Below are 16,174 nucleotides of genomic sequence, written 5' to 3' on the forward strand. Positions count from 1 at the left end.
CGCTTCCCCGCTTACTTGTAGATGAAGCCGACAACGCCGTGGTAGCGGCCATTGGGCTTGTCGGTCTGCATGGTGCCGTAGACGCGATTGACGCGGCCAAGGAACATGCCGGCGCCATCGCTGGCGGCGTTGAAATTGTCGTCCGGCTTGGCAAGGTCGTTGCGCGCCACCGGCTTCACCAGATAGGGCGTGATGATGATGACGAGCTCGGTCTCGTTTCGCACGAAATCCCTGCTACGGAAGAGCGCGCCAAGCACCGGGATCTTTGTCAGTCCAGGCAATCCGTTGACGGCTTGCCTGACGTCGTCGCGAACCAGGCCGGCGATCATCATGGAGCCACCGGATGGCAATTCCACCGTTGTGTCGGCAAGGCGCTTGCGCAGCGACAGGGCATTCATTCCGGGACTCGTCACGCCTGAGGAGAACGATACGGATCCCTCGGTTGTCGGCTCGGAAACCGACGTCCTGACTTTCAAACTTATGCGGCCGGGAGACAACACAACCGGCTGGAATTCCAGGCCGATGCCGTACTCGATCTTTTCGACGCTGTAGGTCTTCAGGCCGGTCTGGTTGTCTTGCGATACATTTGCCGAGACACCCGTGACCATATTGTATTCACCGCCCACTTTGAAGGTTGCCTTCTCGCCCGACACAGCCGTCAAGGTCGGCTCGGCCAAGGTCTTCATCACCCCGGACTGCTCCATGGCGTTTACATAAGCCTGCAGTCCTGAAGCGCCGATTTGAAAGCCGGAATTCGACAGCTGTTTGCCGAGACCCGTGAAGTTGTCGCTGATTGCGCCGTAACTAATGCCGTTGCTGCCGCCGCTGCCAACCATGTTGACGCCGAGCTGCTTCATCACCGAGCGGCTGACTTCGGCGACCGTCACCTTCAGCGTCACCTGGTCATCGCCAATGATCTGGATCAGGTTGACGATCTGGCTGGTGCGGCGCTCCTGGTCCGGATTGTTGATGTCGACACCGCTCTGGGCCGAACCGCCGGCCGCGGTCTGCGAATATTGTCCCGTCGTTGCCTCACCACCCGACACGAACATGTTCGCCAACTGTTCGGCACGCTTGGCATCCAGCGGGGTGTCCACGGTTCCTGTGAGAACGACGTTATCGTTTAGCAGTTCCACCTTGACGGCCGACGTCGGCAGGAAGCGCCTGATATAATCCTCAAGGCCGGCAACGTCGCGTTCGACGGCAAGGTCCAGACTGACGATCTGCTCGCCATTGGGGCCGAAGACAAATATGTTCGTCTCGCCGACCGCCTTGCCGAACAGATAGATGCGCCGCGCGGTGCGGGTCACCGCATCGGCAACCGCCGGGTTGGCGACGAGAATGTCGTAGGCATCGCTCGGCAGGTCGATGACCACCGACTTGTTGAGGCCTAGCTTGACGCGCTGGGTGGCCGTCGATGCCGTGACCTGCGCGTTCTTTGCCTCGACGACGCTGCCTTGCACATTCGTTCCGACGAGCAGCAGGCCGAATGCCGCGGCTACAATTGCCGGCAGTTTACCGCTTAGCTTCATTTCCTTGCCCCCACTTCGGAAACTTCGCCCGACTTGATCAGCCTCACCGTTCCCCTGCGGCCATTGCCGGAAACGAGATAGTCGGCCTCACCCAGATTTTTTTCCTGCGTGTCCGCGACCGCCCGCAACGCCAGGGTCAGGCGATCCGCCATCTGCTGGGCGACGGTGATGATCTCCGCCTGCTTGGGCGTCAGTTCCAACGTGGCAGTCTGGCCCACCCTGGTCTTCTTGCCTTCCTCGTCCTCCTGAATGGTCTGGTCGATGGCCAGGACGCGGATGTTCTTGAGGATGGTCTCGGTGTTGAAGCCGGCGGCGCCGCTGGCGGCATCGGCCCTGCGGGTCATGATGACGTCGACGAAATCATTGGGAAGAATGAAGCCGCCGGCCGACGTATCGGCCGAGATGGCCGTGGCGACCGCCCGCATGCCGGAAGGCAGGATCGACGACATGAAGCTCTGGCCCTCGCCGATCAGCTTGGACCGCCGCAGCGGTTCTCCGGCATACATCGCCACACGGGCAACGGAACTCTTCAGCTTGTCCAGCGCCTCGGGCTCGGCGGTGCGGGTGATGAAATTCGCGTTGACGCCGTCGGCGGGCCAGGATTGCCAGGCGATGCTGTTTTGGATCGGGCTGCCCATCGGAACGTCGCCTGAAAGCACAAGCACATCCTGGAGTGCCACCGCCGGGGCCTGGGGGCCGGAATCGACGACGATCTGGGGCGGCGGTGCCACCATGTTCTTCGCGACATAGCCAGCGCCACCCGCCGCAGCCACCGCCACGCTCAGAATTATCAATCGCGATGCTGGCATTTGTTCGAACCCTTGCCCCTGGCAAACCACGTAGCCAAGCCGGACTTTGCAGCGGCAATCGTCAAAACAAGGTTAATGTAATGCTTACGATCGTGATTAATTTAAGGTTTACATAAATTAACCGGAATGTGGCCTGACCGGCCAAAATGGCCGGGCCAGCCCTGTTGAGAACGGGGTTTCGGCAATGCTTACAGACAAAAAAATAAAATCGCGCTCAGGCCGCCAACCTGGCAAGCGCCCATGCCATCAATGGCGAATCCGGATAGGTCAGCAAGCCGCCAAGGCCGAGCGCGACACCGTAGGGAACACCTTTTGCCTCATCGGCGAAATGGCGCAGAAACGGATTTTGGCCGGTAACGGCCGCAAGCAGCGACTTCCGGTAGAGGATGATCGCCAGCGTCAGCAGGCCGCCGATGATAGTCGAGGCGACAAGATACTCCACGAGATTGACATTGAGGCCCATCCACATCGCGGTGGCGGCCAGAAGCTTGGCGTCGCCGCCGCCCATGCCGCCCATCGCAAACAGGCCGAACGTCACGGCCAGGACCAGGGCGCCGGCGGCGAAATGTCCGCCATAGGCCGCCCAGTCCATGCCTGTCAGGGGCGCGACCAGCGCAAAAACGGCGACAAGCAGCACCGGCACGCGATTGGCGATCGTCATCGACAGCATGTCGGAGATCGCGGCAAACAGCATGCAGAACGGAAAAACGACCAAGATCAGGGCTTCAAGCATTGGCGCTATGCCTATTGTCCGATTCCACAGGGCTCAATCTAAGTATGTTCGATTAACGATTGATGAGGCCAGGAGCGAAAAGACGACCTATATTGACTGCGGCATAGAAAAAGGGCCGCCACGCGGCGGCCCTTTTCCAGAAACGCAATCTAAGTGCTCGGCGATAAGCCGATCAGCTGCCGCTCGGCGCGGAGTTCAGGGTGCTGGCGATGTTGGTGAACTTGCCGTTGAGGGCATTACCGAGCGTGCCGGCGCCAGTGATGATGGCGAGCGCGATGAGAGCGGCGATCAGACCATATTCGATAGCGGTCGCGCCGGATTCGTCCTTCACAAAACGTGCGATGAGATTAGACATTCGAGAGCTCCTACTCCACGTGTTACAGCACTTCCGTCAACTTCTGTGATGGTTGATCGGATACTGCCAATCTAAGGAGAAGCTCTTTCGATCGGCTTAAGAAACAGCCTTACCGATTCCTTTCCCGGTTGGAACATATTGCGTGGTTAACTTCGGGCTAAAGTACCGCCGCGCCTTCCAGTCCCGGGTTTGGCAGGCTTGCGCCCCGACCGGACCGCGCCTCGCGGGCGCCCTTGCCGGCCATTCGCACGATTGGCAACATCGTATGCTTAACCGTTGGTTCACCAATCTCGTTCATGTTCCGTTGATCAGTCCGCCTGCGTGGAGCGCCTCAATGGCCCAGCCGAGATCGTCAATCCTGATTGCCGCGCTTCTTGCCGTCTCGAGCTTCGTCGCTCCCGCCATGGCCGGCGCCGGCATCGAGGTCACGATGAACCAGGCCAAGATCGTCAAATTGTCGCGTCCCGCAGACACCATCGTGGTCGGCAACCCGGCAATCGCCGACGCTTCGGTACAGGACGCTTCGACGATCGTGCTCACCGGCAAAGGCTTCGGCGTCACCAATCTGGTCGTACTCGATACCGACGGCAGTCCCATCGTCGACGAGCAGGTTACCGTCGTGCGGCAGGCCGCTTCGTCGGTGCGCATCTATCGGCGTGCCGAAATCCAGACGATGTCCTGCACGCCCTATTGCGAAAGCTCCTACAAGAGCGAAGCGGAGAAGTCTTCCGAAGCGGAGATGAGCGTCAGCCGATAGGTGGCGTGACCGGCTGCCGTTCCGGTTATCGGCTGGTTAAGAGGCCTGCGCCGACTTTAACGATCATCCAAACCGGACCTCAATTGGTTTGCGCTAATGCTCCTTCCGAGACCGCATAGAGATCGGCAGGATTGGACATGAGCACGGAATTCGGCTGCGCAGGCGACCACAGAGCGGGACGCCGAAGGTTTTTCGTTCGCTTCCTTCGTGACCGGCGCGGCGCCACGGCAATCGAATTCGCGATCCTTTCAGTCCCCTTCGCGCTGCTTGTCTTCGCCATTCTGGAAAGCTGCATCTCGTTTGCCGCGCAGGAAGTGATGGCCAACATCACCGACGATGTCGCGCGCAAGCTTCGCACCGGCCAGTTGAGGGCGGTTGACGTCGCCGGAACCAACTTGCGGGACATGATCTGCACAAAACTGCAGATCATCGTTTCCCAGGATTGTCCCAATCAACTGCTGGTGGATCTTCGCCAATATACATCGTTCGCCGATGCGGCCACGGCCGGCTTCAAGATCCAGAACGGCGATATCGTATTGACGAAAGGCACCGCAACCCAGTCGTTTTCAGTGACAGCGGGTGCGGCGGAGTCGAGGAACATGCTGCGGGTCTTTTACAAATGGCCGATCATGACCGACCTGCTGGCCAAATCGATGGGCGGCAACAAGACGCTGCACTTCGCATCGGTGACCTGGCAGAACGAACCGTTCGACAACTGAGCGGAATGCACGAGCAGTATAAGAAAAGGGCAATGGGCATGATGCGTGCGGGGGCACATCTTATGATTACGGGAGTTTGGCGGAAAGCAAGTCTGTTCTGGTCCGATCGCCGCGGCATCGCGGCGGTCGAATTCGCTTTGATCATGCCAATTCTGCTGATCATGTATTTCCTCACAATGGAAGCGTCGCAAGCCATCGAGACCAGCAAGAAGGTCAGTCGCATCGGCAGCATGGTGGCCGATCTCGTCACTCAGCAGACAAGCGTCCTCAAGGCGGATGTCGACGCCATCATGCAGATAGGCAGCGTCACCCTTCAGCCCTACAACCGCTCAAACCCGACCATCACCATCACGGCAATCCAGGTCTCGGCCGATGCGACGCAGGCACTGGTGGTGTGGTCACGCAAATTGGTAGCCGGCGTCGCCAGCCCTGGCGCAGCCGCGACCACCGAGACAACAGTCCCAGCGTCGCTCAAGGTCGCCAACACGTTTCTCATTCGCGTCGAAAGCAATCTCGTCTACAAGCCGGTTATCGAGCTTACAATGACCTCTGCTTTCAACCAGATAAAGATGGGCGAAACCTATTTTCTGCGCCCCCGCAGAAGCGTGGCGATCTCTTGCAGCGACTGTTGAACAGAGGCAGCCAGGCGTGCGCAGGCCGCTCCAGCTACTGCTGCGGCCCACGGTCCGAAACGAAGCGCACGATAGCATCGGCCATCTCGTAGTCTTTTGGCGCCACACGAGCGAAGCCGCCGGAATGTTTCGATTCCAGGAGATCGTAGATATCGGGCGTCGTCGACTTGAGGTTGGTGAGGAACACGGCAAGCCGGCGCTTGGCTTCGGGGTCGAGATCGCTGCGGACCGCATGCGGGCCGTATCTCAACAGGCCCGACGTCCATACGATCCGAAGCGCCGTCACTGAGACCCCTGCCGCCTCCAACCTGGCCTGCGTGCCCGACGGTTCTCGCGGGCCGTCGGTAGCGGCCGCCACCCAGCCGAACAGGCCATCGGCTTTGCCGTCGACCAGCATCGTCTCGGCCGCCGCGGCCGAATCGGCATGGACCAGAAACGGTGCATCTTCCGCGATCTTGCGGCCTTCCGCCGCCAACGCCGCCAATGGCAAGAGAGAACCGCCGACGCTGTCAGAAGGCGCCATGGCGATACGATGGCTGTCCATCGCCGCAAGGTCGGGAAGCTTGCCGTCCCGCGTCAGCAGAACCGAGCGGATGCCGATCGCGCCGTCTGAATCGACCGGAGCCACAAGCGGTTCGATACATAAGCAGCGCTGCGAGGCCGTCGCATATGCAGTGGCCGAATAGATCGCATATTCGATGCGGGCATTGGCCTGCGCCTCGATCAGCGCGGCATAGTTGCGGGCAACGACAAACTCGACCTTCATGCCCAAGGCCTTGGTGTAGGCGTCGGTCAACAGTGCCAACCCCGGAACGGAGTTGCCGGCGCCTGGCTCGGCAACGATGCCGATGCGAAACGTGCCGATATCGTCGCGCCAGTCGGCATGCGCCGGATTGGACCAGAGCGCGACCTGCGCCAGCATGAGAGCGGCATAAGTCTTCAGCGCAACCCTCATGACAGGAACCACGGTCTGTTGTCCTCGATTCATGCCCATGCCCGGAGCATTTGTGCATGTCGCAGCCCAAAACCGCTGCGCACTTTTGGGCGACATGCATCTCTGTTTGTGCATGTCGTTATCCCAAAATCGCTGCGCACTTTTGGGCGACATGCATCTCTGTTTGTGCATGTCGTTATCCCAAAACCGCTGCGCACTTTTGGGCGACATGCATCTCTGTTTGTGCATGTCGTTATCCCAAAACCGCTGCGCACTTTTGGGCGACATGCACCAGACTATCACGCCAAGCCGTTGCCGTTTGGTTTCCGAATTGCCAATGAAGTCGCGGAACCCTATGTCTGGTCGGTCAAACTGGCAACAACTCGATGGCACGCGCTTTCCTCTTCGTTCTGGACTCCTTCGGCATCGGTGGAGCGGCCGACGCCGACCGCTACGGCGACGCCGGCGCCAACACATTCGCGCACATCGCAGAAGCCTGTGCAGAGGGCCGCGCGGATCGCGAAGGGCTTCGCAGTGGACCGCTGTTTGTCCCCCATATGGCCTCGCTCGGGCTTGGCAAGGCTGCCGAAACCGCAACGGGGCTGGGCTTTGCCAGCAGCGGGACGGATGTGCTCCCAACTGCCTTTCACGGCGCCGCACAGGAGGTTTCGAGCGGCAAGGACACGCCGTCGGGCCATTGGGAGATCGCCGGCCTGCCGGTGCGCCTCGACTGGGGCTATTTCTCGGATACGGTTCCCGCCTTTCCGGCCGAACTGACCGAGGCGATGATCCGCGAAGGCAAGGTGCCGGGCATTCTCGGCAATTGCCATGCGCCGGGCACCGAAATCATCGAGCGCTTCGGCGAGGAACACATCCGGACCGGCAAGCCGATCTGCTACACGTCGGTCGACTCGGTCCTGCAAATCGCCGCGCATGAAGTCCATTTCGGCCTCGATCGGCTTTATGAATTCTGCCAGGTGGTGCGCAGGCTGGTTGACCCGCTCAGGATCGGACGGGTGATCGCGCGGCCGTTCGTCGGCGAAACCACCGCCACTTTCGAGCGGACATACAACCGTCATGACTACGCCGTGCCCCCGCCGGAACCGACCCTGCTCGACCGGCTGACGGCGCGTGGCAGCCGTGTCATCGCCGTCGGCAAGATCGGCGACATCTTCGCCCATCGCGGAATTTCGCAAGTGCGCAAGGCGGCAGGCAACATGGCGATGTTCGACGAAGCGCTGGGTGCGATGGATGATGCCGGCGACGGTGACCTCGTCTTCGCCAATTTCGTCGACTTCGACACCGAATTCGGTCACCGCCGCGATGTCGCGGGCTATGCTGCAGCGCTCGAGGCCTTCGACCTGCGGCTGCCGGAGGCATTTGCGAGGCTGCGGCAGGGCGATCTTCTCATCCTGACGGCCGACCACGGCAACGACCCTACCTGGGCCGGGACCGATCACACGCGCGAGCGCGTTCCGGTGATCGGCACTGGACCGGGTCTCAAGGGCGGCGACATCGGACTGAGAACGACATTCGCCGACATCGGTGAAACCGTGGCCGAGCATCTCGGGCTGGCGCCCGGACGCTACGGCAGTTCTTTCTATGCGGCGATCGGCGGTCATGCCTGAGTTACCGGAGGTCGAAACCGTCCGGCGCGGACTTCAGCCGGTTCTGGAAGGCGCCACCATCGCCCGCGTCGAGGCGCGCCGACCGGATCTGCGCTTTCCATTTCCCGAAAAATTCGCGCAGCGACTGGCCGGCAAGACGATCACGGCACTCGGCCGCCGGGCCAAGTATCTGACGATGGACCTGGAAGGCGGCCCCGCGCTGATCTGCCATCTCGGCATGTCGGGCTCATTCCGCATCGAGACGGCCGATGGCAGCGACATGCCCGGCATCTTCCGGCACGACCGCTCGAAGAGCTCCAATCACGACCACGTCGTCTTCCATGTCGTGTCTCCGGCCGGTACCCGATCGCGCGTGATCTTCAATGATCCGCGCCGCTTCGGCTTCATGTTGTTTGCGGAAGGACTGCCGGACGTTCATCCGATGCTGGTTGGACTTGGCGTCGAGCCTACGGGCAACACATTGGACGGTGCGCTGCTTTCCTCATTGATGAAGGGGCGGAGATCACCGCTGAAGGCAGCGCTTCTCGACCAGAGGCTGATCGCCGGGCTCGGCAATATCTATGTGTCGGAGGCGTTGTGGCGTGCGGGCCTGTCGCCGCTGCGCGAGGCGGGCACGATCGCCAGGCCCGGAAAGAAAGCCCAGGCCCAAAGCGAACACCTCGCGCAAGCCATTCGTTCGGTGATATCGGATGCGATCGCAGCCGGCGGTTCCTCACTGCGGGACTATATGCAGACCGATGGGTCGCTGGGCTATTTCCAACACGCCTTCGCCGTCTACGACCGCGAAGGCGAGGCCTGCTCCAAGCCCAGTTGTGGCGGCCACATCGAGCGTGTCGTGCAGAGCGGCCGATCGACCTTTTATTGCCGGACATGTCAGCGATGAGTCAGAGCAATTCCAGCAAAAGCGGGGGCGGTTTTCCGTCCGAAATTGGTCAAGACAAGGAGATGGAGCGGTTCTGCGTTTCCGTGAAACGATGAACCGCTCTAGACGAGCGTAAGCAAGGAGAAGCAGCCATGAGCTATGAGACGATCATCACCGAGACGCACGGCAAGGTCGGGCTGGTCACGCTGAACAGGCCGCAGGCGCTCAATGCGCTGAACTCCCAGATCCTGACCGAGGTGGTGGCAGCCGTGAACGGGTTCAGCGCCGATCCCGGTATCGGCGCCATGGTCATCACCGGTTCCGAAAAAGCTTTCGCGGCGGGCGCCGATATCAAGGAGATGCAGTCCATCTCCTATGCGGACGCCTATGCCCAGGACTTCTTCGTCGGCTGGGAGGAACTGACGCGGGCGCGAAAGCCTATTATCGCGGCGGTGGCGGGCTATGCACTCGGCGGCGGTTGCGAGCTGGCGATGATGTGCGATTTCATCATCGCCGCCGACACGGCCAAGTTCGGCCAGCCCGAGATCACGCTCGGCGTCATTCCAGGCATGGGCGGGTCACAAAGGCTGACCCGCTTTGTCGGCAAGTCGAAGGCGATGGACATGTGCCTGACCGGGCGGATGATGGATGCCGCCGAGGCCGAGCGTTCTGGCCTGGTGTCGCGGGTCGTGCCTGCCGGCGAACTTGTCGAGGAGGCGCTGAAGGCCGCGGCCAAGATCGCCGCTTTCTCGCTGCCATCGGTGATGATGGCAAAGGAAGCTGTCAACCGCGCCTTCGAGACGACGCTTGCCGAGGGATTGCGGTTCGAGCGCCGGCTGTTTCACTCGCTGTTTGCACTGGACGATCAGAAGGAAGGCATGGCGGCCTTTGCCGAGAAGCGGAAGCCGAATTTCACCAACCGCTGACGCCAATCCCTTGGCTTCGAAGAAGATGGCTGTTGGCCGCCAAAAAGAAGGTCAGGCAGCGTTGACGCGCCGGAAAAGCTGAACTATAAGCCGCACCAACCGAGGCGGCCCCGTGGCAGCCCGTTTGTTTTTTGCGCCCTGCGGCATCCCGCATGCGCCGACCAGATCAGAAGAGAGGCATCATGGCCAATACATCCTCGGCCAAAAAGGCAACGCGCAAGATCGTCCGCCGCGCAGCGATCAACAAGAACCGTCGCTCGCGCGTCCGCACCTACATCCGCCAGGTCGAAGAGGCGCTTGCCTCCGGTGACAAGGCTGCCGCACAGGCTGCCTTCAAGATCGCGGAACCGGAATTGATGCGCGCCGCAACCAAGGGCGTGATTCACAAGAACACGGCGTCCCGCAAGGTGTCGCGACTGGCTCAGCGGGTCAAGGTACTGTCGGCCTGACATTACTTGCCTAGACTGACGTTCTTCGAACCCGGCCGTTTGTGCCGGGTTTTTTCGTTTGCCGGCAAGCACTTAAAAAGAATGTCCGGAAACGGCGTCTTATGCGGATTTCACAATAGGGAATAGTTTGCCGGCATATGCATGCCTGCTGTTGATCGGCACGCTTGAAAAGCGCCGGCCTAATGTTTCTTGGCTGTCAAAAATAGCTTATATTTTTCAAACGCTTACAGATGGTGATCCACAGCTTGTCCACACCGGACTGGCCCGATCGGGGAGAAGTCGCTGTCAAGCGAATTATTTCAGAATATTTCTGTCAGCGCCCGGTTTTTCATATTCGCCGGAAAAGGGTTTGAATCACAATGGCTTTGTTAAAATGTGCCGTCGCGGCATGCCACTCGAACCCGCCTCCACTAACCAGATTCCTTAAAAATCCGTTAGACGTGGCCTTGCCCTATCCACAGCGATTTCGGTAGTGTCGATCTATCGAAAGGGACGGGCTCTGGCTCTTAACCCAAGCCTGAATCGGCCAGGTTAAATTGGCGGGATTTGCAACGCGGATCAAGTCCGCGGACGGCTTTGGTTTGTCTTTTTCGATACGGTAGGGGACTGGCGTAACTAGACATGGCAGGTAGACGGCGCGCCGGCGCTCTTTTCGCCGGACGGTGTTGTATTGCCCTGACATACCCAACGCGGACTGGCTTCCATGGGCCGGCACCGGTTCCCACGGATAATGGGCGACGTTCACCTGCCGGCGGCGGCAGCGGACATCGTAGCAAAGACTTAGGTCGCCGGAACCGGATGCAGGAGGCGCATCCCGGCGGAAAACAGGTACGGAAGGACATGGAAAAGATCATGCAGAGCGGCATCGAAAGGGAACTTACGGGCGACCTCCCATTTCCTGGAACTTTGATCGGAGCAAACGACATGGCGGTGTCCAGCGACGCGGAACAGAAATTCGACCGGGTCAAGACCCAGTTGAAGGCGCGCCTGGGAACCGAAGTCTATTCGAGCTGGTTTGGCCGCATGAAAGTCGCCGAGGCTTCCAAGGGCATTGTCCGCATCTCGGTGCCTACCGCCTTCCTGCGCTCATGGATCAACGGCCACTATCTCGACCTCATCTCCGAACTGTGGAAGCAGGAGGATCCCGATCTTCTCAAGATCGACATCGTCGTGCGCACGGCAACCCGTCAGGGACGCGCCCAGGCCGAGCCAGAGGTAACGCCGGCACGCAGCAAGGTGACACGGCAGACGCAGACGGCGCTTGCCGCAGGCACAGTCAGCCCCAGCCGGGTGGAGCGCGCATCGACTCCGCGTCCGGGCACACCCGTCGAGAGCGAATTCCGCCACAACGTTCTGGGGTCACCGCTTGATCCACGCTACACGTTCGGCTCTTTCATCGAGGGGCCGTCGAACCGGGTGGCCTTCGCCGCCGCCAAGGCAGTGGCGGAATCGCAATCGAGCGCGGTGCGCTTCAATCCGCTCTTCCTTCACGCAACCGTCGGGCTCGGCAAGACCCATTTGCTGCAGGCCATCGCCGCGGAATCGCTGAAGCAGAACCCCAAGTCGCGCGTCGTCTATCTCACGGCCGAGTATTTCATGTGGCGCTTTGCCACCGCGATCCGCGACAACAACGCTCTGACGCTCAAGGAGCAGCTGCGCGACATCGACCTGCTCATCATCGACGACATGCAGTTCCTGCAGGGCAAGTCGATCCAGCACGAATTCTGCCACCTGATCAACATGCTGCTCGACAGCGCCAAGCAGGTGGTCGTTGCCGCCGACCGGCCACCATCGGAACTGGAATCGCTCGAACCGCGGGTCCGTTCGCGCCTCAATGGCGGTGTCGCGCTTGAAATGTCGGCGCCCGATTTCGCCATGCGCCTCGGCATGCTCAAATTGCGCCTTGCCACGGCCAGGAGCGACGACGCATCCCTCGACATTTCGGAGGAGATCCTCAATCACGTCGCCCGCACCGTGACCGGCAGCGGACGCGAGCTGGAAGGCGCCTTCAATCAGCTTTTGTTCCGTCAATCCTTCGAGCCGCAGATCACCATCGACCGGATCGACGAAATCCTCGGCCACATCTATCGCACAGGTGAGCCGAAGCGTGTCCGTATCGAGGACATCCAGCGCATCGTGGCGCGTCACTACAATGTGTCGAAGACCGAATTGCTGTCCAACCGGCGCACGCGCACCATCGTCAAGCCGCGGCAGGTCGCCATGTACCTGTCGAAGGTGATGACGCCGCGCTCGCTACCCGAGATCGGACGGCGTTTCGGTGGCCGCGATCACACCACGGTGCTGCATGCCGTGCGCAAGATCGAGGACCTTTCCGGCAACGACAACACGCTGGCGCAGGAACTTGAGCTTCTGAGGCGGCTGATCAACGATCAGGCCTGACCCTCCGGAAGGGCCGAACCGAAACAACGCCGGAATTCAATGGCTTGCCAGTGCGGCGCCGGGCCTGCATCGGGCTCGTGGCATCGCCTGGAAGCGATCTGGATTTCGGTTTTTCGACACTGGCTCGCGGACTTCGGGCGCGTTATCCCCAGAAAGCCCGCGTAGCCGGCCTGAACCGGCGGCGCGGGCTTGCGTTTGCTGGTTTTTTCCTGTCAGTTTACGCAGATTCTGAGCCTATTCAGACCTTTCGCGGGACGCCGCTCACTGGTGACCCGTCATTCATTCAAGCGAGCCTGTTTCGTCATGCGTGTTATCCTGGAACGGTCAAATCTCCTGAAGTCGCTCAACCACGTCCACCGTGTGGTCGAGCGGCGCAACACCATACCGATCCTGTCCAACGTGCTGCTCGGCGCCGAAGGCGCCAGCCTCGAAATGAAGGCGACCGATCTCGACCTCGAGGTGACCGAAGCGACGCCCGCCAAGGTGGAGCGCGGCGGGGCGACGACGGTCCCGGCACATCTGCTCTACGACATCGTGCGCAAGCTCGCCGATGGCGCCGAGGTGATGCTGAAGACGGACGAGGACGGCAACGCCATGACGGTGACGTCTGGCCGCTCGAGCTTCCGCCTTCAGTGCCTGCCGCAATCCGACTTCCCGGAGCTTTCGGCCGGATCCTTCTCACATATCTTCCGTCTCGACTCGGTTGCCCTGAAAGGCCTGATCGAGAAGACCCAGTTCGCCATCTCCACCGAGGAGACACGCTATTACCTGAACGGCATCTACCTGCACACGCATGAGGTCGGCGGCAAGCTGAAGCTGCGCTCGGTGGCGACCGACGGCCACCGCCTGGCGCGCGCCGAGATCGACGCGCCGGCGGGTTCCGAGGGCATGCCGGGCATCATCATTCCGCGCAAGACGGTGAGCGAGCTGCAGAAGCTTGTCGACGATCCGGATGTTGCGGTGACCACCGAACTGTCGGACACCAAGATCCGCTTCACCATCGGCAGCGTGGTTTTGACCTCGAAGCTGATCGACGGCACCTTCCCCGATTATCAGCGGGTCATTCCGACAGGCAACGACAAGAAGCTGATCATCGACCGCCAGAGCTTTGCCGCCGCCGTCGATCGTGTCTCGACCATCTCTTCCGAACGCGGTCGCGCGGTGAAGCTGTCGATCAGCGAGGGTCAGGTGACGCTTGCGGTCAACAATCCGGATTCAGGCAGCGCCACCGAAGAACTGTCCGCTGACTATTCATCCGATCCGATCGAGATCGGCTTCAACGCCAAGTACCTGCTCGACGTTGCCGCGCAGCTGACCGGCACGGAGGCCAAGTTCATGCTGGCGGATGCCGGTTCGCCGACGCTGATCCACGACATGGCCGACGAGACCGCACTCTATGTGCTGATGCCGATGCGCGTGTAGCGGCGCGGTGTCAGCACTTCGGTCCTGTTGTGGACCGGCGGCAAGCGCGATATTTACGGCGACTTCTATAGGCGGATAGCGGTTGCCGGCACAGAACCATATAAGTAAGCTAACACTTACTAATTTCCGCAACTATGCGGCGCTGACGATCGATCTGGCGCCAGGTGCCGTGGTTTTTTCCGGCGACAACGGCGCCGGCAAGACCAATCTCCTCGAAGCGATCTCCTTTTTGACACCGGGACGTGGCTTGCGCCGCGCGCCCTACGCCGATGTCGCGCGCGAGGGCGGCGACGGCGGCTTTGCGCTGCATGCCCGGCTCGACGGACCTGATGGCCAGGTCGAGATCGGAACAGGCATTTCCGGCGGTGACACCGCCGGCGAAGGCGGCAGGCGGGTACGCATCAACGGAGCTTCGGCGCGTTCGGCCGAGGACATGCTGGAATGGCTGCGCGTGGTTTGGCTGACGCCAGCCATGGACGCGTTATTCACCGGACCGGCCGCGGATCGCCGGCGCTTCCTCGACCGGCTGGTGCTGGCGATCGATCCCGGCCACGGGCAACGTGCGATCGACTACGAGAAGGCGATGCGCGGTCGTAACCGACTGCTTACCGAAAGCTCTCGGGACGACCGCTGGTTCGACGCTATCGAGACGCAGATGGCCGAAACCGGTGTGGCGATTGCCGCGGCGCGCGCCGAGATGGTGCGCCTGCTGGCCGCCATGATCGACAGGCTGCCCGACACGGGACCGTTTCCGCAGGCCGATATCGGCCTTTCAGGCGAGCTGGAAGCCGAGATTGCCGTGGCGCCGGCGGTCGATGTGGAGGAACGCTTCCGTCGGACGCTTGCCGAGGGCCGCGAGCGCGATCGCGCCGCCGGGCGCACGCTCGATGGCCCGCACCGTTCGGACCTGGTGGTTCGGCACCGCCCCAAGGCGATGCCGGCCGAGCTCTGCTCGACCGGCGAGCAGAAGGCGCTGCTGGTCGGCATCGTGCTGTCGCACGCGAGGCTGACCGGCGAAATGTCGGGCATGACGCCGATCCTGCTGCTCGACGAGATCGCTGCGCATCTCGACAGCGGGCGGCGCGCGGCGCTGTTTTCCATCCTGGAGGAACTGAACTGCCAGGCGTTCATGACAGGAACCGATGCTGCGCTGTTTTCCAGTCTCCAGGGCCGCGCGCAATTCCTGACCGTCGACCATGGGACGGTTGGGCCAACCGAAGACCCCTGACAAGGTTTTTCCGTGCCTGTATGATCAGGCAATGACCACTGCCGCCCTGACTGCAGACGAGATCGAACGCTATGCCCGCCACATCGTGCTGCCGGAAATCGGCGGCGCCGGACAGCAGAGGCTGAAGCAGGCCCGGGTGCTGGTCATCGGCGCCGGCGGGCTGGGCGCCCCGGTGCTTGAATATCTTGCCGCCGCCGGCGTCGGCACACTCGGCGTGGTCGATGACGACACCGTTTCGCTCTCCAACCTGCAGCGCCAGGTCATTCACGGCACCGACACTGTCGGCCTGCTGAAAACCGACAGCGCCAAGGCGGCAATCGCCCGCATCAATCCCAATACCACAGTCGAACCGCATACGTTCCGGCTGACCACGGACAATGCGCCTGCCCTCGTCGCCCGCTATGACATCGTCGTCGACGGTTCCGATAATTTCGAAACGCGCTACGCCGTGGCCGATGCCTGCGCGAGCGCTGGGAAACCGCTGGTGCATGCCGCAGTCGGACGCTTCGACGGCTCGGTCACGGTGCTGAAGCCCTTCGAAGACGGCAAGGACGGCAAGCCCAACCCAGGCTATCGTGACCTGTTTCCCGAAGCGCCACCGCCGGGCCTGGTGCCGTCCTGCGCCGAAGTCGGCGTGCTTGGCGCGCTGACCGGCGTCATCGGCACGCTGCAGGCCATGGAGGCGGTCAAGCTGATCACCGGCGTGGGCGAACCGCTGGTCGGCCGGCTGCTGCTTTATGATGGGCTGGCGGCGCGCTTCGACACCATCCGTTACAAGAGAAGCTGAA

16 protein-coding genes and 1 pseudogene are annotated in these 16,174 nt (G+C 61.4%); 12 read left to right on the top strand and 5 right to left on the bottom strand.

Annotated features, from left to right (window positions below):
- Window positions 1-11: 11 nt before the first annotated feature.
- From EN955_RS00450 to EN955_RS00465, 4 genes are all read right to left on the bottom strand, one after another.
- The gene (locus EN955_RS00450; protein WP_024503188.1) at window positions 12-1,532 is read right to left on the bottom strand and encodes a type II and III secretion system protein family protein; all 1,521 of its coding nucleotides are present in this window, start codon (window positions 1,530-1,532) and stop codon (window positions 12-14) included.
- The gene (gene cpaB, locus EN955_RS00455; protein WP_024503189.1) at window positions 1,529-2,341 is read right to left on the bottom strand and encodes a Flp pilus assembly protein CpaB; all 813 of its coding nucleotides are present in this window, start codon (window positions 2,339-2,341) and stop codon (window positions 1,529-1,531) included. The genes EN955_RS00450 and cpaB overlap by 4 nt, the downstream gene beginning before the upstream one ends.
- A gap of 214 nt (window positions 2,342-2,555) precedes the next feature.
- Complete coding sequence (locus EN955_RS00460) at window positions 2,556-3,074, bottom strand: prepilin peptidase (RefSeq protein ID WP_024503190.1); 519 nt, start codon at window positions 3,072-3,074, stop codon at window positions 2,556-2,558.
- Window positions 3,075-3,246: 172 nt separating this feature from the next.
- Window positions 3,247-3,429, bottom strand: a complete 183-nt coding sequence (locus EN955_RS00465; RefSeq protein ID WP_024503191.1) for a Flp family type IVb pilin — start codon at window positions 3,427-3,429, stop codon at window positions 3,247-3,249.
- 334 nt (window positions 3,430-3,763) lie between these two features.
- On the opposite strand from EN955_RS00465, the gene EN955_RS00470 reads away from it, so the two are divergent.
- The 4 genes and pseudogenes from EN955_RS00470 (at window position 3,764) to EN955_RS00480 (ending at window position 5,537) form a co-directional block, all read left to right on the top strand.
- Complete coding sequence (locus EN955_RS00470; RefSeq protein WP_013533687.1) at window positions 3,764-4,186, top strand: pilus assembly protein N-terminal domain-containing protein; 423 nt, start codon at window positions 3,764-3,766, stop codon at window positions 4,184-4,186.
- A gap of 137 nt (window positions 4,187-4,323) precedes the next feature.
- Window positions 4,324-4,473, top strand: a pseudogene (locus EN955_RS35940) (pilus assembly protein); the annotation flags it as partial.
- Window positions 4,474-4,503: 30 nt separating this feature from the next.
- On the top strand, window positions 4,504-4,905 hold the full coding sequence (locus EN955_RS00475) for a pilus assembly protein (protein WP_338101341.1): 402 nt from the start codon (window positions 4,504-4,506) through the stop codon (window positions 4,903-4,905).
- 38 nt (window positions 4,906-4,943) lie between these two features.
- Entirely contained in the window at window positions 4,944-5,537 is a 594-nt protein-coding gene (locus EN955_RS00480) for a TadE/TadG family type IV pilus assembly protein (protein WP_024503193.1), read from the top strand.
- Between the two features lie 34 nt (window positions 5,538-5,571).
- Here the strand turns inward: EN955_RS00480 and EN955_RS00485 are convergent, their stop codons facing one another.
- Window positions 5,572-6,492 carry a PhnD/SsuA/transferrin family substrate-binding protein gene (locus tag EN955_RS00485; RefSeq protein WP_024503194.1) on the bottom strand — a complete coding sequence of 307 codons (921 nt, stop codon included), beginning with the start codon at window positions 6,490-6,492 and terminating at the stop codon, window positions 5,572-5,574.
- A 365-nt stretch (window positions 6,493-6,857) separates the two neighbouring features.
- Here EN955_RS00485 and EN955_RS00490 point away from each other — a divergent pair, with 365 nt between their 5' ends.
- From EN955_RS00490 to EN955_RS00525, 8 genes are all read left to right on the top strand, one after another.
- The gene (locus EN955_RS00490) at window positions 6,858-8,099 is read left to right on the top strand and encodes a phosphopentomutase (protein WP_024503478.1); all 1,242 of its coding nucleotides are present in this window, start codon (window positions 6,858-6,860) and stop codon (window positions 8,097-8,099) included.
- The gene (mutM, locus tag EN955_RS00495; protein ID WP_024503477.1) at window positions 8,092-8,982 is read left to right on the top strand and encodes a bifunctional DNA-formamidopyrimidine glycosylase/DNA-(apurinic or apyrimidinic site) lyase; all 891 of its coding nucleotides are present in this window, start codon (window positions 8,092-8,094) and stop codon (window positions 8,980-8,982) included. Before EN955_RS00490 ends, mutM begins: the two co-directional genes overlap by 8 nt.
- Window positions 8,983-9,113: 131 nt before the next feature.
- Window positions 9,114-9,887, top strand: coding sequence for an enoyl-CoA hydratase (locus EN955_RS00500; RefSeq protein WP_024503476.1), 774 nt, complete (start codon window positions 9,114-9,116; stop codon window positions 9,885-9,887).
- A gap of 182 nt (window positions 9,888-10,069) precedes the next feature.
- Window positions 10,070-10,336: a 30S ribosomal protein S20 gene (gene rpsT, locus EN955_RS00505; protein ID WP_013533694.1), complete on the top strand. Its 267-nt coding sequence runs from the start codon at window positions 10,070-10,072 to the stop codon at window positions 10,334-10,336.
- Window positions 10,337-11,188: 852 nt separating this feature from the next.
- On the top strand, window positions 11,189-12,736 hold the full coding sequence (gene dnaA / locus EN955_RS00510; RefSeq protein WP_024503475.1) for a chromosomal replication initiator protein DnaA: 1,548 nt from the start codon (window positions 11,189-11,191) through the stop codon (window positions 12,734-12,736).
- A gap of 303 nt (window positions 12,737-13,039) precedes the next feature.
- Window positions 13,040-14,158, top strand: coding sequence for a DNA polymerase III subunit beta (gene dnaN / locus EN955_RS00515; RefSeq protein ID WP_013527877.1), 1,119 nt, complete (start codon window positions 13,040-13,042; stop codon window positions 14,156-14,158).
- Between the two features lie 82 nt (window positions 14,159-14,240).
- Window positions 14,241-15,386, top strand: a complete 1,146-nt coding sequence (gene recF, locus EN955_RS00520; RefSeq protein ID WP_013527878.1) for a DNA replication/repair protein RecF — start codon at window positions 14,241-14,243, stop codon at window positions 15,384-15,386.
- A gap of 31 nt (window positions 15,387-15,417) precedes the next feature.
- Window positions 15,418-16,173, top strand: a complete 756-nt coding sequence (locus tag EN955_RS00525; protein WP_013527879.1) for a molybdopterin-synthase adenylyltransferase MoeB — start codon at window positions 15,418-15,420, stop codon at window positions 16,171-16,173.
- Window position 16,174 lies beyond the last annotated feature (1 nt).

Origin of the sequence: Mesorhizobium sp. M7A.F.Ca.CA.001.04.2.1 (assembly GCF_003998485.1) — a bacterium.
GTDB classification, from domain to species: Bacteria; Pseudomonadota; Alphaproteobacteria; order Rhizobiales; family Rhizobiaceae; genus Mesorhizobium; species Mesorhizobium ciceri.

Excerpts from the sequence above, each read along its gene's own strand:
- cpaB (WP_024503189.1), bottom strand. The coding sequence starts at position 2,341 with ATGCCAGCATCGCGATTGATAATTCTGAGCGTGGCGGTGGCTGCGGCG.
- EN955_RS00465 (WP_024503191.1), bottom strand. The coding sequence starts at position 3,429 with ATGTCTAATCTCATCGCACGTTTTGTGAAGGACGAATCCGGCGCGACC.
- EN955_RS00470 (WP_013533687.1), top strand. The coding sequence starts at position 3,764 with ATGGCCCAGCCGAGATCGTCAATCCTGATTGCCGCGCTTCTTGCCGTC.
- mutM (WP_024503477.1), top strand. The coding sequence starts at position 8,092 with ATGCCTGAGTTACCGGAGGTCGAAACCGTCCGGCGCGGACTTCAGCCG.
- EN955_RS00475 (WP_338101341.1), top strand. The coding sequence starts at position 4,504 with ATGGCCAACATCACCGACGATGTCGCGCGCAAGCTTCGCACCGGCCAG.
- EN955_RS00490 (WP_024503478.1), top strand. The coding sequence starts at position 6,858 with ATGGCACGCGCTTTCCTCTTCGTTCTGGACTCCTTCGGCATCGGTGGA.
- dnaN (WP_013527877.1), top strand. The coding sequence starts at position 13,040 with ATGCGTGTTATCCTGGAACGGTCAAATCTCCTGAAGTCGCTCAACCAC.
- dnaA (WP_024503475.1), top strand. The coding sequence starts at position 11,189 with ATGCAGAGCGGCATCGAAAGGGAACTTACGGGCGACCTCCCATTTCCT.
- EN955_RS00525 (WP_013527879.1), top strand. The coding sequence starts at position 15,418 with ATGACCACTGCCGCCCTGACTGCAGACGAGATCGAACGCTATGCCCGC.
- rpsT (WP_013533694.1), top strand. The coding sequence starts at position 10,070 with ATGGCCAATACATCCTCGGCCAAAAAGGCAACGCGCAAGATCGTCCGC.
- EN955_RS00480 (WP_024503193.1), top strand. The coding sequence starts at position 4,944 with ATGATGCGTGCGGGGGCACATCTTATGATTACGGGAGTTTGGCGGAAA.
- EN955_RS00485 (WP_024503194.1), bottom strand. The coding sequence starts at position 6,492 with ATGAGGGTTGCGCTGAAGACTTATGCCGCTCTCATGCTGGCGCAGGTC.
- EN955_RS00460 (WP_024503190.1), bottom strand. The coding sequence starts at position 3,074 with ATGCTTGAAGCCCTGATCTTGGTCGTTTTTCCGTTCTGCATGCTGTTT.
- EN955_RS00500 (WP_024503476.1), top strand. The coding sequence starts at position 9,114 with ATGAGCTATGAGACGATCATCACCGAGACGCACGGCAAGGTCGGGCTG.
- EN955_RS00450 (WP_024503188.1), bottom strand. The coding sequence starts at position 1,532 with ATGAAGCTAAGCGGTAAACTGCCGGCAATTGTAGCCGCGGCATTCGGC.